This is a genomic window from Mucilaginibacter pocheonensis (assembly GCF_031456535.1).
Taxonomy (GTDB): Bacteria; Bacteroidota; Bacteroidia; order Sphingobacteriales; family Sphingobacteriaceae; genus Mucilaginibacter; species Mucilaginibacter pocheonensis.
This window is the reverse complement of the sequence record NZ_JAVDUU010000003.1, coordinates 1146183-1169009: the sequence shown is the minus strand read 5'-3', so window position 1 is coordinate 1169009 and position 22827 is coordinate 1146183. Positions and strand designations below refer to the sequence as shown.

Genomic DNA, 22827 nt, shown 5'->3' with positions numbered 1-22827 from the left:
AACATGAAAATGAAGCTTAGATTAATGGCGGTGACATGTCTCACATTGTTGAGTCTGAAAAGCTTTTCGCAAGACAAGAATTTTTACATATTTATCTGTTTTGGCCAATCAAATATGGAGGGTAATGCAAAAGTTGAGGCCGAGGATACCATCGCTGTTGATAACAGGTTCCGGATGTTACAGGCTGTTGATTGCGCGGACAGAGGTAGGGTAAAAGATAATTGGTATACGGCCATACCGCCGTTGGCGAGGTGCAAAACAGGCCTAACTCCGGCTGACTATTTCGGTCGGACTTTGGTGGCTAACCTGCCTAAAAAAATAAGGGTTGGTATAATAAATGTCTCTGTCGCCGGTGCCAAAATCGAAGTTTTTGAAAAAGATAGTTACCAATCATATCTTGCAACAGCCACCGGGTGGATGAAAGGGATAGTTGCCGAATATGGTGGAAATCCATATGCAAGGTTGATAGAACTGGCCAGATTAGCTCAAAAGTCGGGTGTGATTAAAGGTGTTTTGTTACATCAGGGAGAATCGAATCCTAATGATACGCTATGGACAAAGAAAGTAAAGGGAATTTATGATAATTTGATCAGCGATTTAAACCTGAAGCCTAAAAAAGTGCCTTTACTTGCTGGTGAATTAGTAAATGCTGACCAGGCAGGCGCCTGCGCTATGATGAACAAAATTATTGCAACATTACCTCAAACAGTTGCTAATTCATACATCATTTCTTCAGCAGGTTGCGCCAGCTCCCCAGATCATCTGCATTTTACTGCCCAGGGATACAGGTTATTAGGAAAACGATATGGCGAGGAGATGCTTTCTTTATTGGGTTACAAGCTTAAAGAAACCATTAAACTTTAATCAGTTAAAAATGAACAACGCTTAACGATGCACACAGTTAACATTTCAATAAAACATTAATGATTCATGAATTTTTCAATTGTCAATAAAAAAACTGATCGGGGCATCCTGCTCCCGGTGATTACCTTTATTATTTTATTGTTTGTTCAATGTACGCCAAAGCATCAGGTAGCGTCATCATTCCAGACACGTGCTATAGCCGATCATCCGGATAAGGGTTTAAAAGATTATTATAAAAACTATTTCCCAATTGGTGTTGCGGTTAATATGGCTTCCTTGCATGGCCCTGATTCCGCATTAATTGTAAAAGAATTTAATAGCATAACACCTGAGAATGATATGAAGATGGGCCCGATACATCCATCAGAAGGTGTTTATAATTGGAAAAATTCGGATAAAATTGTTGATTTTGCAGTGAGCCATCATATTAAAATACGCGGGCACAACTTACTCTGGCATAACCAGGAAGCAGCGTGGATGTTTAAAGGGCCGAATGGTGAACCGGTTACCAAAGAATTGCTGTTACAGCGTTTGAAAGATCATGTTTTTGCTGTAGCAGGGAGGTATAAGGGGAAAATTTATGCCTGGGACGTGGTTAATGAGGCTGTTGACGACGGCAATGATACAACGCAAATATATCGTAAAAGCAACTGGTACAACATATGCAATGGGCCCGACTTTATAGAAGCGGCCTTTAGATATGCGCATGAAGCCGATCCGCAGGCCAAGCTATACTACAATGATTATAACAGTGAACATCCTGTAAAGAGAGAAAAAATATATAAATTGTTAAAAAAATTGATTGAGGATCACGTGCCGATTGATGGTGTGGGCATGCAGGCGCACTGGAAGTTGAATGATCCATCGCCCGCTGAATTGCGTAAGGCTTTGGATGAAGTAACCTCGTTAGGCTTAAAAGTACAGTTTACCGAATTGGATATTACTATACGCGTACCACATCCAGCACCTGCGCCCGGAGCAGCGCCTCAGGCCGCTATAACGCCGCCAGGAACTGACCCAGGTTATACGCCAGAACTGGAAGCCAGACAAATAGCGCAATACAAAATGGCGTTCGATATTTTCCGGCAATATAAAAAGTTTATAACAAACGTTACTTTTTGGAATGTATCTGACAGATACAGCTGGTTGGATGGGAGAGGAGGAGGATTAATGGGCGGAGCTGCTGCAGGGTTAAATGCGCCCCGCGCGGTTATCAAAGCCTATCCCTTATTGTTTGACGAAAACAGGCAACGCAAAAATGCTTATTGGGCTGTCGTGAATTTTTAGTCGGGCATTATTGAACAAGGTGATCAGCCGGCCTGCTGTACGCGTGAGCCTGATTCATTGTATGCTGCCGAAAACCATAAAGCTGTGGGGTAGGCTGCATGGTTTAGTAGGTATTACGGAATAGAATAAAAGATATAATAATTGCAGTACAATGAGGATTGTGTATTACAAACCAAAGTATATGACAGGATTAATTAATAAAATAACGTGCCTATGTACTGTGTCGTTATTGATTGTTTCATCGGTACAGGCTCAACAAAAAAAATATGCAGGTGAAAAAAACAGCATACCTGATGGCACCGGGCGATATAAATTATGGTATAACCAACCCGCTAAAAACTGGAATGAGGCACTTCCTCTTGGAAACGGGTTTATCGGGGGGATGGTGTTTGGCGACGTGAAAAACGAACGTATTCAGCTTAACGAGTCAACCATATGGGGAGGAGGCCCCAATAATACAATTGATTCAAATGCGAAGCCGTACATTGATCGGGTGAGGCGTCTGCTCGCAGAGAAAAAGTATGCCGAAGCGCAGGAATTAGCTAACAGTAAACTTGGGCCAAAGGGCAATAGCGGCATGCCATATCAACTGGCAGGCAATTTATACCTCAGCTTTCCTGAAACAGGTACCGTTAGCAACTATTATCGCGATCTGGATATGGCTAATGCCACAGCTACGGTAAAATATACCATGAACGGAATTAACTATAAAAGAGAATTTTTCACGTCCTTCGGTGCAAACACGTTCATGGTAAGACTTACAGCTAATAAACGTGGGATGATTAACTGTAGGCTAAAACTTCAAAGCCCTCTTAAATCGTCAGTCGTCGTAAACGACGAAAAGACGTTGGTTTTATCCGGCGAGGGTAGTGAGCATGAGGGGCAAAAAGGGCAAATAGAATTCAATGTGCTCACCATGGTGAAAAATTCTGGCGGCACAACCGTTGCAGATACTTCGGGCATTACTATTGCCAATGCAGATACGGCCGTGATATACCTTTCTATTGCCACCAATTTTGTCAACTATCATGATGTTTCAGCAAATTCCATGCTTAGGGCAAAAAATATTTTAAACAAGGCCTACCAACACAGCTTCCACGAGTTGTTAACGGATAACATCAAGTATTATCGCTCGTATTTTGACAGGGTTAAACTCGACCTAGGTATAGATAGTGCTGCAAAACAACCCACAGACGTTCGGATCCGAAATTTCGCCAACAATAACGATACGCAATTAGCTGAACTATATTTTCAATATGGTCGCTATCTGTTGATTTGTTCATCTCAACCGCGATCGCAGCCAGCCAATTTACAGGGCATTTGGAATGGTGAGGTAAAAGGTCCCTGGGACAGTAAGTATACGATTAACATTAATACAGAAATGAATTACTGGCCAAGTGAGGTGACCCAATTGCCAGAATTAAGTACTCCGCTTTTTAATATGATCAGCGATTTGTCTGTTACCGGCAAGCCAACAGCAAAAATAATGTATGGGGCACGTGGATGGGCATTACATCATAATACTGATATCTGGCGTATAACCGGTGTTGTAGACGGCGCTTTCTGGGGATTGTGGCCAACGTCAAATGCATGGCTTTGCCAACATCTGTGGGAACATTATCTGTACTCGGGCGATAAGAAATTTTTAACACAATATTACCCCATAATTAAAGGTGCTGCCGAGTACTACATTGATGCTCTTCAAAAAGAACGTGAACATGGCTGGTTGGTGGTATCGCCCTCAATTTCGCCCGAACACGAATATATTGATGGGAAAAACCAGGTTTCTGTTACTGCCGGTGCTACTATGGATAATCAGTTAGTTTATGGCTTATTTACCGACGCCATAAGGGCCGCAGCTGAATTAAATATCGACAAAGCATTTGCAGATAGCCTCGCCATCTATCGCAGCCAATTACCTCCAATGCAAATTGGAAAGTACGGGCAGTTACAGGAGTGGCTGGAGGATGTTGACCGTACGGATGATCATCATCGTCATGTTTCTCATCTATACGGTTTGTTTCCGGGAAATCAGATATCTCCTTTTAGGCAGCCGCAACTTTTTGCCGCTGTAAAAAACTCGCTTACCTATCGTGGTGATGTTTCCACGGGATGGTCCATGGCTTGGAAGATCAATCTTTGGGCACGTTTATTGGATGGGAATCACGCTTACAAGCTTATTAAAGATCAAATAAAACCAATAAGCGCTAACTCGGGCGGCACTTATCCCAATTTATTTGATGCTCATCCTCCCTTCCAAATTGATGGAAATTTTGGCTGTACTTCCGGCATAGCTGAAATGCTTTTGCAGAGTCATGACGGTGCGATTTATTTGCTCCCTGCATTGCCGGATGAATGTAAGGATGGCAGCGTATCGGGATTAATGGCAAGGGGCGGTTTTAAAGTTGATATAAAATGGGCTAACCATAAGATTGTTAAACTGGTGATACATTCCTCAATTGGCGGCAACTGCCGTCTGCGTGTTAATCAACAAATCAACAGTCTATTACTCACAGCAGGAAACGGTATAAATAAAAACCCATTTTATCAGACAATGGATTTAAAAATGCCGATAATCAAAAACAATAGCAAAAATCTTCAACCTGCCTTACCTAAAACCTGGCTGTATGATGTAGCTACGCGTCCGGGTAAAACATATACCATTGTTAATAAAAGTTTGCATTGACCCGAGGAGTTTATAAGGAGAAAATGTTTTCAAATTCTATTGTATAAGCTTCCGGAAGCTTATACAAATGTTATATGAATATAAACAAACGTTGTGTTTGAAGGTATCATGGCTTTTTATCTTTGATAATCGCTTCTTAACAAGAGTTATCAGATATAATTTTAAGTTGCATTTCTATCCGTTTTACGAGCAATATTATATCTGGTAGCCATTCATAAGTTAGGGAACAAAAATCCGTGTCGAATTTTTTTAATAATTTATCATGTTATCACGATTTGCAAAAATGACCCTGTTTTTTGCTGCAGGTATTTGTGGTTTAATAATATCATGTAAGCCACAATCCCCGCTGAAAATGGCAGATTTGCTGCAACAGCTTAAAAAGCGAAATTATAATACTCAAAACATTTTTAGCTCAGATGCCCGGCTTGCCGCCTGCGATTCGCTGTTAAATGCTGATTCGCCAAACTATGACGTTCAATTGTTGTCAAAAAAAGCTTTGTTTGAATTACAGGAAGGTCATGAACAAGCGGCTGTTGATATATATTCAAAAATTTCAAAACTGCCCCGCTATATGAACCCCGTAAACATAATGCCTGATCAGGCTGTGGCCTATATGCGTTTAGGCGAACGTGCTAACTGCATGCTTAGCCACAACGGATCATCATGCATATTCCCTATTAAAGGAGCAGGCATACATCAAGCTCAAACAGGATCGCTGCAGGCAATTGAAACACTGGAAAATATGTTGAAAAGTAATGCTCACGATGCCCAGTCCCGATGGCTGTTAAATATAGCTTATATGACATTAGGTCGTTATCCAATGCAAGTTCCCGCTCAATATCTGATCCCCAATTTAAATGCCGACGACGGGCAGTACAAAGTGAAGCCATTTACAGATGTAGCAGCAAATGTTGGTATTAATCTGAATAGCAGGGCAGGCGGCTCCATAGCCGATGATTTTGACGGTGATGGTTATATAGACCTCATTACCTCAGGGATGGATCTGCAAGATCACATGCATTATTTTCATAACAACGGAGACGGTACTTTTAGTGACCGCACCGCTCAAAGCGGCTTACAAGATATGGTGGGCGGCCTTAATATCGAACAAACCGATTATAACAATGATGGCCATCCAGACATTTTTATAATGCGGGGAGGCTGGCTTAGGGATGGTTTTGGTAACCAGCCAAGTTCGTTACTTAAAAACAACGGACATGGCGGGTTTACCGACGTCACCATCGCGTCCGGGCTGAAATTTATGCATCCTACACAAACGGCAGTATGGAACGATTTTAATAACGATGGCTGGCTTGATGTTTTTATCGGGATGGAAAGCCATGGTGAAGCCGATCGTAAGAATAATCATCCATCGGCGCTTTATATAAATAACCATGATGGTACTTTTAAAGAAATGGCTCAAAAAGCTCATTGCCGGATCAACGATTTTGTGAAGGGGGTAACGTCTGCGGATTACAACAATGACGGCTGGCCAGACATTTTTGTTTCCACCATGAGTGGACGAAAATATTTGTTGAAGAATAAGTGTAATAGGGGTAAAGATGTAGATTTTGAAGATGTTACCAAAAAAGCCGGCATTAATATCACACAAAATACATTTACCACCTGGTTTTATGATTACAATAATGATGGATGGCCTGATATTTTAGTTGGCAGTTACAATTTTACTACAACCCTGGGTTATTATGCCGCATTGGAGGCTTTGGGCACACCCGTAACAGATAATGGCAATATTTTTCTTTTCAAAAACAACCGCGATGGCACGTTTACAAATGTAACCCGTGAGGTAGGACTGAACAAGGTAGTGTTTAGCATGGGAGGTAATTTTGGTGATATTGATAACGATGGCTATCCCGATATTTATTTTGGTACCGGCAATCCGGATTTTGGATCGCTTATACCGAATAAGCTTTTCCGGAATATAGAGGGCAAAAAGTTTGCCGATGTAACTGGTTCGTCGCGTACTGGCAATTTGCAAAAAGGTCATGGTGTATCATTTGCCGATTTTAGGAATAACGGCCTGCAGGATATTTTTATCGAAATGGGTGGAGCTTATATAGGTGATGCCTACAAAAGTGCATTATACCTTAACCCCGGCCAAAATAGTAATAATTGGATCGGATTAAAACTGATTGGTAAAAAGTCAAACAGGTGTGCTATCGGATCACGAGTTAAGATCACTTTTACAGAGAATGGTTTACAAAGAAGTGTGTTTAAGGATGTAAATTCCGGCGGGAGCTTTGGTTCATCTCCTCTGCGGCAAGAAATAGGAGTAGGGCAGGCCAGTATCATCGACGATATCGAAATCCGGTGGGCGGGCAGCGGGACTGTGCAGCATCTTAAAAGAATAACGCCTAACCAGTTCCTGGAAATAACAGAAGACGGTAAGGTAACACCGCTTAAACTAAAGATACTTAAATTTAATACGAGCGAGCCTGCAATGTCAATGAAGATGGCTGATATGTAGAAAGCAAAGATGTTAGTATTGTAAAAAAAGTGCAAATCTAAATTCCCGTGCAGGATGTGATGGTCGATAATTTAGATTTGCACTGATAAAACATATTATTAAAAACAGTAGTCGGTAACTATCCGGCAACAATGTTTAATTAAAATTTAACAAGTCTGGTTATTCCTCTATTATTTTTTACTGACACCTGTGTTATCTTATCATTGATGAGGATAAATCTGGACGATTGAGAAAGAAATGAACTACCATAATAAAATTCCTGCTTGGTATGACTGCCATTTTTATACGTGATAACAGCGCTTTGATCCTTATCATCTATTTTTAACATAGATACATTAGCATTTAATTGAAAAATCCGGAGCGGCCCTAAGTGCTCGCTTGATGCCATTAGATAGTTATTGGCTGTGCCCCTTAATTTTACGAGCGCCTTTCCATCGCCAGGTAAATATATTCCGCTGTGTGCAATTGATAAAGGAGCAAATTCGCCGTGGCCATTACCTTTCAATAGCAATCCATTTAAGGCATCATATCTGCCAATTGAAACATCAGTACCAAAATCATTTCCATTAATCAATAAATCAAGATTGCCGTCCGCATCAAAATCGTCAGCCACCATTCCATTTAATGCTGAAACCTGTGCCTCAACAGGTAGGGGAACTACCGTGAATTTACCGTCGCCATCATTTTTAAAATAGCAGGACCTTAACTCTGTAGCTTTAAGCCGCAGTGCATTTTTTATTTGGTCGGCACTTAGCACATCTTGCATAGTGGCTTCAGCATAAGAATGATAGTTAGTGAATTTTGCACGTAAAGTTATCATTTGCTTAATGGCATCGTCCCTTACATTTGCCGGATATTCCCGTTTAACATCATCCTTGCCTGGAAGGAACAATGACGGAAATGCGTCAAACCGGTTTCTTTTGTCGAAGTCACTTGCTGTAATAAAGGCCGGGAATTCAGCGCTGGCCTGATAAAGGGTATTCAAGCCTACATTCCCAACTATGTAATCCATTCTGCCTGTATGCCTGAAATCACCTGCAATTATTGAGGTCCACCACCCGGATTTGTCATCAACACCACTCTTTGCTGTAACGTTTACATATCTTCCGCCTAAGTTTTTCAAAAAAGTTAATGGCATCCATTCTCCTGCCAATATCAAATCTGTTTTACCATCGTTGTCGAAATCACTAAAGATGGCATCGCATATCAATCCGATCTTTTTCAGATCGGGAGCAACTTCATTGGTCACATCTGTAAATTTCACCTTCCCGTTTTTGGTGTCGTTTCTCAAAATATAGCTATTTACCGGTTCAGGGTATCTCCATGGTTCTACGCGCCCTGAAATAAAAAGATCTGATTTGCCATCGTTGTTGTAATCAAAAGCCCTTACACATAACTTACTTTTAAAACACACGGGTAAGGCATCCTTTGCAAGTGTAAAATGGCCTTTGCCATCATTAATATACAGGCGGTCATGGTATGCCGGATCATTTGCCGGGGTTTTATAACCACTGCCGGTAATTAATATATCAGGAAATTTATCGCCGTTTGAATCAAAAATGAGAATTCCCCCATCAAGATAGGGGCGATCGTACTTCTTTCCTTCCAAGAGGCCCCGTTGTATGAATGTTCCGTTCTGTTGTTGAAAAAAGATCTGTGCCGGCTCGGTCAAATTTCCACCGACAACTATATCATCTAAGCCATCACTGTTAATATCGCCTACGGATAGTGCAGGATTGTATTCAGAAAGCTTGTGCGGCAAAAGCTTTTGAATATTAAAATCAGCATAATCTGTGTCGCGATGAATGTATTTAATCGCGCTTTTGCCCGTGATATTTGTAAATAGTGGAGTTTTTGACAGTACTGGATTTGTCCATGTATAGGTTTGATGCGCATTATTAATATTTGCCAATAAAGTTTTATCTGCATCTACATTTAAAAATGTTTGCCTGTATTTGCCCGGCCACTTAACAACCACTGAGTCTATGGTTTTGCATTCGCCTAACCCAAAATGTGCAATAGGTTGGATGCTGGTAAGATAGCCCCTATAAGGGTTGTTTTCATAAACCTGATGTAAACCATGCTGGTAATATACATCAACAAAAGTTCCAATTCCTTCGCGGTTCTGATTGGGACCCTCAAATTTTATGTTGAGGTAATGGTGTGCGTTTTTTTTATCTTCTCCGGCGGTATTTTTATAAATTAACGCTTCATCATTAATATTATTAATTACTACATCCATTGCGCCGTCATTATTTAAGTCGACATATACGGCGCCATTTGAAAAGGAGGGAATACCCAAACCCCAATCCATGCTCACATCGTTAAATTGCAAACCGTCATGGTTGCGAAATGCATAATTGTGAATTTTCACTGAGGGTATCTGGCTAAGAACTTCCTTTTTTGGTGCAACTAAAAATGCATTGGATCTATAAGCGATAAAATCATGATCTGTAACGTCGCGGGGATACCCGTTCGTAACTATAATATCCCGGTAACCGTCATTGTCAAAATCGGTTACCATCGGTGTCCAGCTCCAATCTGTTTGTGCCACACCACTTAAAAAGCCAATTTCGCTAAAAGCAGGATGTCCCAATTGGTTATTTTCTCCAACAGACGGCCCCTGATTTAGCTGAAGGGTGTTTCGAACATATTGATATTGATAACCATAGTGGTCAAAGTTTTGAATAGTTGTATAGCTGCTTGGGCCCGACATCATTTTTTTTCGGAAATTATCAGCTGGGTTCATATCCAGTTCAACTATATCAGCCAGTCCATCGTTATTTATGTCCTCAATATCCTGACCCATTGCATTGAAAGAGGTATGCTTAAAATACTCCTTTGACTTGTCAGTAAAAGTGCCGTCATGATTATTGATATACAATATATTATTTGATAGAAAATCGTTCGTAACATATATGTCTTTCCAGCCGTCGAGGTTAATATCAGCAATAGTTGACGCATGTCCGTACCCCTCTATTTTAATCCCTGCAGCTAATGATACATCTTTAAACACAGGATGTTTAAGGCTCGTGTCCCAATCGTTCCGGTACAACCGTCCCATGCTTCTGCCGGTGCCGGTGATATTAATAGGTCTGAACTGATTGGGAAACTCAGCAGGGTTCGGCTCATTAACAGTCAGGTACATATCAAGGTCGCCGTCATTATCATAATCAAAAAAGCTGGCCATCGTAGAAAATAACCGACTATCAAGACCGTATTCCTTGGCTTCTTCTTTAAATACGGGCACGCCGTTTCCGTTAACTCCTTGATTTATATACAATAAATTTTGCCTCTTTTGCGGTTCATTTGCAAAAGAATTACACACGTATATATCTGATAAGCCATCATTATTGATATCAATTACAGCAGCACCACGGCCCCAACGGGCTTTGCCATCTACTCCAGCCCTGGCGGTAATATCCTCAAACTTAAAATTACCTTTGTTAAGATATAGCTTATTCGGCACCATATTGCCCACAAAATAAATATCCGGTAAGCCATCGTTATTGAAATCGCCTATGCCAATGCCTCCGCCATTGTATACTGTGGCATTATCGATTGGATTAATCGAATCGTTTTCTGTAATCAGGTTATTAAACACAATGCCCGAAGCAGAAGATGGTATCTGCTCAAATAGTGTATGTTTTTTACAGGAAGAAATTAGCACTGCTACAGTAAAACCAATAAGGAGGATTTTCATAATTTAATATTAATAAAAGCAGGCGGCTTATGGGCCGCCTGCTTTAAAAATTGGTTCAATAAATTAATAGCCGGGATTTTGGTGCCCTGTAACAAGCGGGTTATTATCTAACTCGGCCTGTGGTATAGGTAACAACTCATCTCTGTTAGCGTGGAATGAAGCAATTGGCTCAGTGGCGAAATACCCTTTTTTGCGCCATCTTAAAATATCAATATTACGCACTTGCTCATCGCCTAATTCCACCATTTTTTCGTGCATGATAGCCTTAACCACGTCGCTTTTGGAAGTAACCGGAAATTGAGCTGTTGGATAAGGAGGCATGGAGACATCTGGCCTTGCACGCACCATATTAAGGTATGCCACGGCTCCGGCTATATCGCCCATTTCATTAGCACATTCAGCAAGGTCAAGTAAAACTTCCGAATAGCGTATAATACGTTGGTTGTTACCTCCAGGGTGGAAGCTTGCTTTAGTTGCACTTTCCTGGTATATGATCATAAATTTACGCCAGCTAATTTTTTTGGTAACGCCGTTCAATACCGACGAATTGCCGTTTTGATCAGCATCGGTTAAAGTGCTTTCGCCATTATTATAAAGGTCGCCGGTCTGATAAACGCTATATGAAAAACGAGGATCTGTTTTTGCTGCGCCCGTAGCTTTATTTTCAAATTCATTCAGGTATTTGTTTGACGGAATAAGATTTCTCCATGCAACAGGGCAGTATTCCTGATTTCTAACTGTCGACTGTTCTTCAGTGGCGCTTTCGCCGCCCCAGTTGTAACCATTAGTTCCTTTATCCACAAATACAACTTCAAAAATTGATTCATTGTTAAATTCTGTGGCTAACTCAAAATTGTCGAGATAACGGGCGGTTAATGAATAACCATCGGGTCCGCTGGTAGGTATTTTAAGAAATGCGGCCTTCGCATCAGCATAATTACCTTGTTGCATTAACACCCTGCCCAGCATCGCGTAAGCGGCTGATGCTGTGGCCCGTCCCTTATCAGTAGCTGATTTTCCGGGCAGTACCGCTGCGGCATCTTTAAGATCCTGAATTATCTGCGCATAAACGGTGGCAACATCTGCGCGAGGTTTAAAATCGGTAGGACTTTTGGGCACTGATGTTACCAGCGGCACACCGCCCCACATGCTAACCAGGTCGAAATAAGCCCAGGCACGTAGAAATTTTGCCTCGCCCACTGATTTTTGCGCGTCAGCTACGTTATCCGTAACATTTGGCGCATTATCTGTTACAACATTTGCACGGAAAATTACCGTGTACCAGCCGTTCCATACAGAATTCATCACAGAGTTTGTAGGATCGTCGGTATTGTTGAGCAGTTGGAGCCTTGGAGCTTCCAATTGTCCGCCGCCTGCTGCTACCTCGTCGCTCCTTGTATCGTGCAAGTAATACCACTCCCGGGATACGAGGTTGTTTTGGTGCATAACCGCATAGATGGCGTTAACTCCCGACTTTAATTGCGCTGAAGTTTTATAATAGTTACCCGTGGTAAGATTGTTTGGGTCAGATGTATTTAACGCTGTTTTTTTACAGGACAATACGATCACCGTTATCGTTAGTAAGATAACAGTTGACAATAAATAAATTTTTTTACGTTTCATAATATACCAATTTTATGATTATTAAAATGTTGCCTGTAAACCTACCTGGAATACCCTTGGCGATGGGTATTGACCATAGTCTATACCATTTGTAAGCGTTCCGTTTTTGGAACCCACCTCAGGATCAAGCCCGGTGTACTTTGTGATAGTGAACAGGTTTGTTGATGATAAATAGATCCTCACTTTGCTTACCAAATTGTTACTGGCCGCTTTAAGCCACGGCGCTGGCAAATTGTAACCTAACTGTAGGTTTTTCAGACGAAGGTATGAGCCACTTTCCACCCAACGAGTGGATGGCCTTACATTCGAGTTTGGGTCTCCTGAAATAGCCCTCGGAATATTGGTATCTGTGTTATTTGGAGTCCAGGCTTTAAGTACATTAACATCCGAATTAAATAACCTCGACATACCTTCAGCGATGATCCTTTCGGCGTTAAATATTTTATTGCCATACACCCCCTGGAAAAACATGGCAAGGTCAAAATTCTTGTAATTGGCAGAGTAATTTAATGAATAGGTAAATTTAGGGAGGTAACTACCCAGGTTAACCCTGTCATTAGCATCAATTACATGATCATTATTAATGTCCTTAAATTTCAAATCGCCCGGTGCTGCACCTGTTTGAGTTGCATGACCGCTTACCTCCGCAGCATTTTGGAATATACCTTCCACTACATAGCCGTAGAAATACTGGATAGATTGACCAACTGATGTATTGGTAAGTGGCCCGCCACCGCCAAAATCTGCGTCGCCACCTGCGGTTATCGTGCCTGTTGCAGATCCGGTTAATGATATAACTTTATTTCTGGCTAAACCAAACACACCTGTTATATCATATTTAAACTCGCCGGTTGTTTTGTGATACCCTGCGGTTAACTCAAAACCTTTGTTTTGCATTGAACCAACGTTAGCAAGCGGGGCACCAACTCCAAAGCTGGGTGGTACCGGTACAGTTAAGATCAGGTCATCAGTTTTTCTTTTGTAAACCTCGGCCGATAATGTAAACGCGTTTTGGAATAAGCCCAGATCAAAACCTATGTTGGTTGATTTTGTTATTTCCCAATGAAGGAAATAGTTACTCAACGCACTATAAAAAGATCCGTTACCTGAGTTTTTATCCGTAGCCAGGTTGTCAAACGGATATGTTGTGCCACCCGCAGAAACATTGGAAACATAAGGATAATTTCCTAATACTGTTCCGTTTATCCCGGTAACGCCGTAACCGCCCCGTATTTTTAATTCGCTTATTGAGCTAAGGCTTTTCATAAAATTCTCCTGGTCAACTTTCCAGCCCACCGAAACCGCGGGGAAGTTTTTATATTTGTGACCGGGAGCCCAAACCGACAAGCCATCGCGGCGTATTGATCCGGAAACTAAATATTTACCCTCAAAATCATATCCCATCCTGCCTACTAATGAATGCAGAACGTTAGTACCATAAGTGTAATTGGTAGTTGTATTTGTGGCGTTATTTAGTGTGCGTATTGTGTTATTATTTTGATTGCCAAAAGAGTTTTGACTATCACTGCGATTGGTTTGCACTTCGTAAACTGCCAATGCCGAAACGTGGTGTTTGCTGGCGAAAGTGTGGTCAAAAGTTAGTTGTTGTGTGTATAGGGTAGTTGTGCCGCTTCCGGTATTTTCGGTTATTGAAGCAAGCGGGCTGCTTGAAGTACCACCATCGTTATATATGGGAGTATATTGCTCTTGCCTGTTTGTTCCATAGTCAATGCCGTAAGTAGAATTGAATTTAAGCCATGGTGTAAACTTTACCGTTAAGTAAGCGTTACCGCGTATTCCAATACCAAAATTGCGGTTTTCATTAATTAATGCCTGCTCTATCGGATTTACCGGGTCGGCGCCGTCAAAACTGCTTTGAGGGCCAAAAAAACCGCCCGCATTGTTTGGATTGTAAACAGGCAGGTATGGCTGCATCCTGATCACATTGGTAATAGGCGTTCTGTTGCCCGGGGGAATGCCAAAGCGTTGGCGGGTTACTGAAGCATTGAATGTTTCGCCGATTGTAATAAACTTGTTCAAATTATGATCTGAATTCATTCGGAAGCTTTTACGGCTGAAATTAGTTCCAACGGTAATACCATCCTGATCAAAGTAACTGGCAGATGTAAATATGCGTGAATTCTCATTGCCACCGCTTAATGAAACGGAATGCTGTTGCACAACTCCTTTTTTGAAATATGCATCCTGCCAGTCTGTATTGGTTTGGGCAAAGGTTTGCGAAGAACCCGCATAAATAGGCTTATTAAAATTTTCCTGCTGTAAACGCGGGGGTATGCCAATCCCGGCGGCCCCGTTCAAAGCCCGTTCATATTGTAAATATTGGCTTGTATTGAGAAGGTCATACTGTTTAGTAACTTCCTGAAATCCCGCATATGAATCGAGGCTTAACACAACTTTGCCGCTGGAGCCCTTCTTGGTTGTGATGATGATAACGCCGTTAGTTGCGCGTGAACCGTAAATTGCCGCGGCACTCGCGTCTTTAAGCACATCAACTGATTGTATATCTCTTGGATCAAGACTGCCGATAGAACCTGGAAAACCATCAATAATATACAATGGATCAGATCCGTAACCTACAGAGCTTACACCACGTATCTGTATAATTGGCGCGGTGCCTGGCGAGCCATTATTGGTAACCGTTAAACCTGCCACCCGGCCTTGTAAAGCCTGGTCGACACCGCCTACGGGCAAAGCTGATATTGTTTTGCCGCTCACAGATGAAACCGCGCCCGTTACATTGGCGCGCTTTTGTGTTCCGTAACCTATAACAACTACTTCGCTTAATGATTTGGAATCACTTCTTAATGATACATTAATCACTGATTTGCCCGAAACAGGAACTTCTTTTGACACGTAGCCTACAAAGGTGAAAACGAGTACTGCCTGGTCGTTAGGTACTTCAATTCGGAATGCGCCGTTGCTGTCGGTTCCCACCACGTTGGTAGTGCCTTTTAAAGTAACAGTTACCCCCGGCAATCCTAAACCGCTTTCGTCGGTTACTTTACCTGTTATAACCTTGCTTATGGCTGATTTGATCACATCAGGATCCGTATGCCGCAAATGAGCCGGATCATTAGCCGCAAACGTGGAATTTATAATAGTAATACTTATAAATACTATTATAACCGTCATTCTCATGAAAGTGCTTAGTAAATATTTTTTTTTCATATTGTGGTTTATTAATTGAAAACATTGGTTGAGAAATTGGTAAGATTCAGCACTTATATCAAACAGGTCTTTGCATTATGTGATGGTTAGGTGATAGATGAATTAGCCTCATCCGGGATTATAAACCATACGGTTTTAAGAAGACTTCACGTGTTTTAATAAAGAGCGGTTTACTTAATTGGTTGCTTAACCGGTAGCTCGTATCAGGTTCGGATTTGTTAGTTACAGAATCCATAATATTGATACCGATGTAGTTTACTGCGGGTCACTATCTGTGACCGGTGAAACAAGTTCTCTTTGATTTATTCTCTCATAATATTATCTCATAAAAGGTTTGCAATCGATTGTAGGCCGGGCCGGTTTGTACTTTCCCTGAATACAACTCACTATAGTATACAGGGTCGATCAAGCCTTAATACTTAAATCGTAATTTTGACAGAACTTGCCGGTCGGCTTTATTGGTTTATGATTTAGCAGCTACCTTATTTAGAATTGTAGCAGCTTTATAGGAGTAAAATTACTTTAGCGGCGGGTACGGGTACCCAACATTTTGCCATAAAAACACAACATTTGTCAACTTACATCGCAATTCAGATCAACCTCCGTCACTACAGCAGTTGGAACGTGATTTAGCTTCCGAATAAACTTTTTTATTTTGATTGTAAAAATTTGGTGACTAAATGTGACGGCCGTTGCCGATATTGGTTGGCCCAGATTGAAGCAGGTGACTTTAATGCAATAATACCTCGGTAAGCACAGGCGGCGGTATGCTTATTGACTATACCGCTCCTGCAGGTCAGAAATAATATCAAACTCATTAGCCACTTTTGTTATCAAACTTTCGAATACCTTAAAGTATTCAGCATATACCTGGTGGTTTTGGACGTTAGGCAAATATGTTTGGTGTATGGTCACTGTCTTTGAGGCTTCTTCTAAAGAGGGGTAAATGCCCATCTCGGTTGCGCTTAACAGGAACGCGCCTTTGCCTATACTGTCGCCATAACTAAGAGTGCATACCGGCTTGTTAAATATATCTGCAATTATTTGCGTGCAAAAGGGAATAGACGCAAAACTGCCGTTGATAGACAGACTTTTAATATGACGGTGTTTTTCCAGTGTGCGTCCAATGCTGTACATCTCATATAAAATTCCCTCTATGGTGGCCCGTATAAAATGTTTACGCTCGTGCCTGATATTTATACCAAAATAACAGCCCCTTGAATTAGGGTTCCAGATTGGGGCTCGTTCGCCATGCAAAAAGGGAAGGAATATTAATCCACCCGATCCAACTTCGGCACCTGCGGCTTCCTCTATCAGCATCTCCATTGATTGGTCCACGTCGAAAGCTTTTTGAAAATCACCAAATTGTTTAGTGAACCAATTGAATATTACGCCCCCGTTACTTGTAGGACCGCCAGTGATGATATGCTTCTCAGTAAGTAGGTAATTGAAAATTTGTTGCTTAGGGTCTTCTATTATTTTATCGCCAATGATCCGGAATGCGCCGCTATCTTCAATAGTAATTGTAGCCATACCATTGTCCCATACACCGGCGCCCAGTGTAGCCAGGCAACCATCGCTGGAACCAATCAGGATTTTAACAGTAGGCAATAATTTTAAAACCCTTTGATACTCTTTTTTTAGTGTAACGCCCGAATAGAAAACAGGGTGCAGATCGGGAAGTTCCGCAGGTGTAATTCCTGCAAACTCCAGTGCTGCCTGATCCCAGGATAGATTGTGGATGTTCATTAGCCCCGTTGCAGATGCTATACTATAATCTATTACACAGGCACCTGTAAGTTGTTGAATGATATAGGTTTTTATAGGCATGAATTTCCTCGCCAGACTGAACTTCTCCGGCTCATGATTTTTCATCCAGGCAATTTTTATTAGCGACGACATTGGGTGGATGGGCGTTCCCGTGGCTTTATAAATTTCCTCGCCAAGGTTGCTTTGTTTAAGTTCCGCAGCTTCTTTTTTGCCTCTGTTATCTGCCCAGGTTATAGCATTGCCCAAAGGTATGCCGTCTTTATCTACCGCCAGCAAACTATGCATAGACGAGCCAAAGCAAATACAGGTCACGATGTACTTTTTAGGATATATCTCTTCAATAAGCAGGTTTTTTAATATATAAAGCATGGTAATAAACATCTGCTCGGGATCCTGCTCGCTATGGTCGGGCTGTTCATGAAAGGTAGGGTAATGCCCCTTTGACGAACTGATTAAATTACCGGAAAGATCAAAGGCAAAAACCCGTACAGCGGCTGTGCCCATTTCTATAATGATGATACAATTCATGATGTATGTTGTTGATCTGATGTTTTGTTTTTTCTGAACTCGCTTGGGGTATACCCCGTAAGTTTTTTAAAGGTTGTAGAGAAATGCTGCGACGAATAAAAGCCCGTGTTTAGTGCTATATCTGTAACATTTGCCTGGTTTTTTTTAAGCAGTTTGGTAGCTTCAGTTATCCTGATGTTGATCAAATAGTTCAGGGGTGAAAAACCGGAATAGTTTTTAACCTTTTCAGTGAAAGCGGTAGTCCCCATGCCAATCAGTGCAGCCATTTCTTCCACCGTCCATTGATGGGCCAGGTTTTGTCGCAATGTTTGCTCCAGCTTTAAAAATGTTTGAGGGAAGTCTCTTCTGGAATTGTTTTGCCTGATTAATTGCCGGCTAATCAATACAAAAAGCTCATCGAGCAGCTGGTTTGTCCGGGTGTAAAAGCCTACTTCCTCATTTTGTAATTCTACTTGTAAGTTGTGTAATAGCACTTGCGCATCCTTCAGTTTTAAAACAAGCTGTTGCTTGTTTACCAGTAAAATTTGATTAACAGATAATTTTTCCTTTTTGGTGAGTCCGCTCCATTTGCCCAGTAAAAGCTTTCCGCAATCTTCCGTAGAAATTTTGATCCAAAATAAAGCCCCGATATTTAATATCCCGCTCTCCCCACCAATGCGTTGTCCTGGCAATACTACGGCAAAGTCGCCTGGATATAATGTATGTTCCTGCGAATCAATTATCCAGGTAAATTTTCCCTCTAAAATATAGTACAGGCAAATGCAGTCCATAACACTGCTGGTAAAGGAGTTAAGTTGTATAGTGTTGTTCTTTTTGTGGGCAAACTCCAGAATATGCGGAAAATACGCAAGTTCTTTAGATGCCCCCTGCTGAAGTATCAATTGATTCATTCAGTATAATAATTGGTCTGCGTTGCGCTCAATCCGTATTGCCACGGGTATCAGGGAAGCCCAAGACGTGTCCCTGAAAAGCAAGTTTACATAATATAAAACTAAATTTTGTATAAAAACCATCACTGTTTTTTAATGGTATTTTCCCGGTTTAATATTATCATACTTTGTATACATTATAACCAAGTCCAATAAAAAACCAAGCCGCTACATCCCCCTTATTAGTGCGCATATTAAAATTTATAATGAAAAAATGGTGTCTTCTTTCCCGCACAGCGGGTATTGCATTGCTGCAATGCTGTTTGTTTTTTCATAACGCTTTTGCACAACAAATTTCCAGGGACGAGTTGATATTCCTAACTCCGGAGTGGAAGGGTGAACGCTTTGCAGATGGCCGTCCCAAAGTATCAGATGCAATTTTGGCCCGCATGAAGCAGGTAAGTATTGAAGAAGCCTGGGCGGTTTTGAAAAACGCAGGCTATGGCTATCAGCTTGCCGAGAATTGGTTGGTAATAAACCCAGATAGCGTTCTGGTAGGCCGCGCTGTAACTGCAATTTTTATGCCTGCTCGCCCCGATGTATGGAAAGCGATCGATGACAGGGGAAAAAAAGAGGGCAGAAAAGGACAAAACACCTGGCCCGTTGACTTGCTGGTAAAAGGCGATGTATATGTGGCAGATCAGTTCGGAGCCCACAAAAACGGGCCTACTATTGGTGATAATGTGGGTAATGCTATCTACGCGAAGACCGGTAACGGCATAGTTTATAATGGTGCAATAAGGGATCTGCGCGGATTGAAAGAAATTGGAGGCTTCACATCCTTTGTGGAAAGCTACGATCCATCGTACCATAATCCCCCGGGGGATTTGAATACGATGATTGTAGGCATCAATCAGCCCACCAGAATAAAGCAAGTCACCGTCATGCCGGGAGATGTGGTACTGGGAGAGAATGGCGTAGTGATATTTATTCCGCCGCACCTGGCCGAAAAAGTGGTAACCACCTCTGAAGTTGTCAGGTTAAGGGATATGTTTGGTCACCTGCGGTTAAAAGAAGGTAAATACACTGCCGGGCAAATAGACGCCCGCTGGAGTGCTGATATTGAAAAAGATTTTTCAGCGTGGCTGAACACGCACATCAATGAATTGCCGGTACCCAAAGAGCAAATACAGAACATCCTTAAAAACCGGACCTGGTAAATAAATCTATCGCTAAAATATATAATATGTCAAACCATCAAAACAGGCGCAGTTTTCTTTCGAAAGCTGCAGTAGCCGGTGCCGCTATGCTGGCAACGCCATTAAATAAAACATTTGGGCAAGGGTTGATCGATGCCAAAGACCGTACATCGCGGGCATCGTCTCCATCCGACCTTAAAATTACGGAAGTCAAGTGCGCATATGCGGGCGGTGGACTTTTTGTGAAAATTTATACCAATCAGGATATCTGGGGTTCGGGCGAAGGTGTTGATGCCATAGCTGGAACTTATTACCTGGTTAAACGGCTTGAAAGGATGCTGAAAGGCCGTAGCCCGTTAAACCCAAACAGAATAGCCGAGGAGATCAGAAAAGCGAATTTTTTTGCCGGCGCGCAATCCGGTATGTTTGTTGCAGTGCTTACTGCGGTAGAAGCGGCCCTTTGGGATCTTACAGGCAAGGCATTGGGAGTGCCCGTATATCAGTTATTAGGTGGTAAATACCGCGATAAATGCCGTGTTTACTGCGATACGGAATTGTACACCGCCACAAACCCTAAGCCCGAAGATTATGCAAAGGCTGCCCGCGGCGCGATTGACCGGGGATATACGGCGGTAAAGTTTGATATAGACGATGCCCGCGACCCGAATAAGTTTGACCGCTATAACTGGACTGCCAGTAACGCCGAACTGGACCGAATGTATAATGCCATTGCTGCAGTTAGAAAAGAAGCCGGGCCAAACATTGATATATGCGTGGATATGCATGGCAGGTACGATGCTACAACCGGCCGCCGGGTTGCTAAGATGATGGAACCGCTTAATTTAATGTGGCTGGAAGAACCTATACCCGCAGATAATATTGATGTATATAAAACAATAACTCAGGAAACAAGTACGCCAATTTGTGCCGGAGAGAATTTTTATCTGGCCTATGGTTATACAAGGCTGCTTTCGGAAGCCGGGATCGACATTGTGATGCCCGATCTTCAAAAATGTGGCGGGTTGGGCGAGGGGCAACGGATAGCGAACCTTGCCAATTTATATTACGTGCCGTTTTCGCCGCATATGGTAGGATCTTTCCTGGGCGCTATGGCAACTGCGCATGTTTGTGCCTCGGTACCCAATTTCCATATCATGGAGTGGCAAACACTAAGCGATACTGAGCCCAAATGGAAGGAAATAGTACACTATGATAAACCTTTTATCGAAAAAGGCTTCCTGGTACTGTCTGATAAGCCCGGCGTAGGGGTTGAGATCAACGAGGAAGGATTGAAAAAGTACGCAATGCCCGGGGTTCCTTTTTTTGCTTAATCAGCTACCATGTATGAACATTTTTTATAAAGCCACAACCACACTCACCATTGCTGCATTTGCCGCTGTATTCATCATGCTTTCTAAAGGTTTGTCGCATACAGGGCCTTATGTGCTTGCATTTTTTGTATTGCTGGCCATAAGCCTTTGTGCGTCCTCCAAAACTAAAAGCTTTGCCTATACGGCGCTAATTTTCGGAGCGGCAGCCATGGCGCTATATTATCCGGCGCTTTTTATCAGTTATGGTAATTTCAAATACGCCACGCTTATTATTCCGCTTATACAGCTTATTATGTTTGGTATGGGTACTTCCATGCATTATCACGATTTCCTGGGTGTATTAAAATCGCCCAGGGGAATAATTATAGGAGTGGTGAGCCATTTTATGATTATGCCCTTACTTGGCTTTAGTATTGCTACACTTAGCGTAAAGCTAACCGGGATGCCTGCCGAGGTAGCAGCTGGCATTGTGCTGATAGGCTGTTGCCCAAATGGTATGGCATCTAATGTAATATCCTATCTGGCCAGGGCCAACCTCGCGTTATCTGTTACTATAACCAGTATTTCCACAATGCTTTCACCGGTATTAACCCCCTTTTTAATGAATTTACTTGCCGGGCCGCTCATGAAGATAGACCCCTGGCTTATGGTGGCAGATATTTTTAAAATGGTCATGATACCTATTGCTTTGGGCGTGCTGTTTTCGTCAATAGCAAATGAACGTAGCGGTTGGCTAAAAAGGGTAATGCCTATTATATCAATGGGTGGCATCATCTGTATCATCATTATTATAACTGCCGCCGGCAGAGAAAGCTTGCTTAAAGTTGGCTTGTTGCTGGCAGTATTGGTACTGCTGCATAATATTGGCGGCTATTTACTTGGTTTTTGGTCGGCAAAAGCGTTTGGGATGGAAGAACGGGACTGCCGTACCATTGCTATAGAAGTGGGGATGCAGAACGGCGGCATGGCCGCGGGGCTTGCTAAAGGAATGGGCAAAATTGCTACGCTGGGCCTTGCCCCAGTCATCTTTTCAACTTTTATGAATATTACAGGCTCGTTATTGGCCTCTTACTGGCATAAAAAAACACCCGCTGTGGCTCCTAAGGCTACCTTACCGGATTCAGCCGGGCAGTGAAGTGGCGGCGGTGTTTTGTCCAAAGTTTTTTTGTGCAAAAATCAACGCTGTGTTTTTTTGGAAGCTTAAGCGATTTGCTTTAACATTCTTTGTATATAACCAAGTAACCGATTTGTTACACTTTTTTGATAACGGAATAACTGCCGCATAAACGC

Annotated in this window: 12 protein-coding genes; 7 read left to right on the top strand and 5 right to left on the bottom strand. The window is 42.1% G+C overall.

Features of this window, described 5'->3' with window-relative positions; genetic code table 11:
* Positions 1-9: 9 nt before the first annotated feature.
* The 4 genes from J2W55_RS18140 to J2W55_RS18125 all read left to right on the top strand — a co-directional run bounded on the left by J2W55_RS18140 (position 10) and on the right by J2W55_RS18125 (position 7325).
* Entirely contained in the window at positions 10-864 is an 855-nt protein-coding gene (locus J2W55_RS18140; protein ID WP_310098841.1) for a sialate O-acetylesterase, read from the top strand.
* 66 nt (positions 865-930) lie between these two features.
* On the top strand, positions 931-2151 hold the full coding sequence (locus J2W55_RS18135; RefSeq protein ID WP_310098838.1) for an endo-1,4-beta-xylanase: 1221 nt from the start codon (positions 931-933) through the stop codon (positions 2149-2151).
* A gap of 181 nt (positions 2152-2332) precedes the next feature.
* Positions 2333-4837, top strand: coding sequence for a glycoside hydrolase family 95 protein (locus J2W55_RS18130; protein ID WP_310098835.1), 2505 nt, complete (start codon positions 2333-2335; stop codon positions 4835-4837).
* Between the two features lie 262 nt (positions 4838-5099).
* Complete coding sequence (locus J2W55_RS18125) at positions 5100-7325, top strand: FG-GAP-like repeat-containing protein (RefSeq protein WP_310098832.1); 2226 nt, start codon at positions 5100-5102, stop codon at positions 7323-7325.
* Positions 7326-7464: 139 nt separating this feature from the next.
* On the opposite strand, the gene J2W55_RS18120 is transcribed toward J2W55_RS18125, so the two are convergent.
* From J2W55_RS18120 to J2W55_RS18100, 5 genes are all read right to left on the bottom strand, one after another.
* Positions 7465-11028, bottom strand: a complete 3564-nt coding sequence (locus J2W55_RS18120) for a VCBS repeat-containing protein (RefSeq protein WP_310098830.1) — start codon at positions 11026-11028, stop codon at positions 7465-7467.
* A 63-nt stretch (positions 11029-11091) separates the two neighbouring features.
* Positions 11092-12651 (bottom strand): RagB/SusD family nutrient uptake outer membrane protein, encoded by a 1560-nt coding sequence (locus J2W55_RS18115; protein WP_310098827.1) that lies wholly within the window; start codon positions 12649-12651, stop codon positions 11092-11094.
* A gap of 21 nt (positions 12652-12672) precedes the next feature.
* Complete coding sequence (locus J2W55_RS18110) at positions 12673-15840, bottom strand: SusC/RagA family TonB-linked outer membrane protein (protein ID WP_310098823.1); 3168 nt, start codon at positions 15838-15840, stop codon at positions 12673-12675.
* 771 nt (positions 15841-16611) lie between these two features.
* Positions 16612-18138, bottom strand: a complete 1527-nt coding sequence (locus J2W55_RS18105; protein WP_310098820.1) for a gluconokinase — start codon at positions 18136-18138, stop codon at positions 16612-16614.
* Positions 18135-19028: an AraC family transcriptional regulator gene (locus tag J2W55_RS18100; RefSeq protein ID WP_310098817.1), complete on the bottom strand. Its 894-nt coding sequence runs from the start codon at positions 19026-19028 to the stop codon at positions 18135-18137. The genes J2W55_RS18105 and J2W55_RS18100 overlap by 4 nt, the downstream gene beginning before the upstream one ends.
* A gap of 245 nt (positions 19029-19273) precedes the next feature.
* On the opposite strand from J2W55_RS18100, the gene J2W55_RS18095 reads away from it, so the two are divergent.
* The 3 genes from J2W55_RS18095 to J2W55_RS18085 are packed head-to-tail and all read left to right on the top strand — an operon-like array spanning position 19274 to position 22672.
* Positions 19274-20227: an RraA family protein gene (locus J2W55_RS18095; protein WP_310098814.1), complete on the top strand. Its 954-nt coding sequence runs from the start codon at positions 19274-19276 to the stop codon at positions 20225-20227.
* A gap of 26 nt (positions 20228-20253) precedes the next feature.
* Positions 20254-21537 (top strand): mandelate racemase/muconate lactonizing enzyme family protein, encoded by a 1284-nt coding sequence (locus J2W55_RS18090; RefSeq protein ID WP_310098812.1) that lies wholly within the window; start codon positions 20254-20256, stop codon positions 21535-21537.
* Between the two features lie 13 nt (positions 21538-21550).
* The gene (locus J2W55_RS18085; protein ID WP_310098809.1) at positions 21551-22672 is read left to right on the top strand and encodes a bile acid:sodium symporter family protein; all 1122 of its coding nucleotides are present in this window, start codon (positions 21551-21553) and stop codon (positions 22670-22672) included.
* Positions 22673-22827 lie beyond the last annotated feature (155 nt).

Bases quoted from the DNA above. Each gene is read 5' to 3' on its own strand.
- J2W55_RS18115 (WP_310098827.1), bottom strand. From the start codon at position 12,651: ATGAAACGTAAAAAAATTTATTTATTGTCAACTGTTATCTTACTAACG.
- J2W55_RS18130 (WP_310098835.1), top strand. From the start codon at position 2,333: ATGACAGGATTAATTAATAAAATAACGTGCCTATGTACTGTGTCGTTA.
- J2W55_RS18090 (WP_310098812.1), top strand. From the start codon at position 20,254: ATGTCAAACCATCAAAACAGGCGCAGTTTTCTTTCGAAAGCTGCAGTA.
- J2W55_RS18125 (WP_310098832.1), top strand. From the start codon at position 5,100: ATGTTATCACGATTTGCAAAAATGACCCTGTTTTTTGCTGCAGGTATT.
- J2W55_RS18110 (WP_310098823.1), bottom strand. From the start codon at position 15,840: ATGAAAAAAAAATATTTACTAAGCACTTTCATGAGAATGACGGTTATA.
- J2W55_RS18105 (WP_310098820.1), bottom strand. From the start codon at position 18,138: ATGAATTGTATCATCATTATAGAAATGGGCACAGCCGCTGTACGGGTT.
- J2W55_RS18135 (WP_310098838.1), top strand. From the start codon at position 931: ATGAATTTTTCAATTGTCAATAAAAAAACTGATCGGGGCATCCTGCTC.
- J2W55_RS18095 (WP_310098814.1), top strand. From the start codon at position 19,274: ATGAAAAAATGGTGTCTTCTTTCCCGCACAGCGGGTATTGCATTGCTG.
- J2W55_RS18120 (WP_310098830.1), bottom strand. From the start codon at position 11,028: ATGAAAATCCTCCTTATTGGTTTTACTGTAGCAGTGCTAATTTCTTCC.
- J2W55_RS18140 (WP_310098841.1), top strand. From the start codon at position 10: ATGAAGCTTAGATTAATGGCGGTGACATGTCTCACATTGTTGAGTCTG.
- J2W55_RS18100 (WP_310098817.1), bottom strand. From the start codon at position 19,028: ATGAATCAATTGATACTTCAGCAGGGGGCATCTAAAGAACTTGCGTAT.
- J2W55_RS18085 (WP_310098809.1), top strand. From the start codon at position 21,551: ATGAACATTTTTTATAAAGCCACAACCACACTCACCATTGCTGCATTT.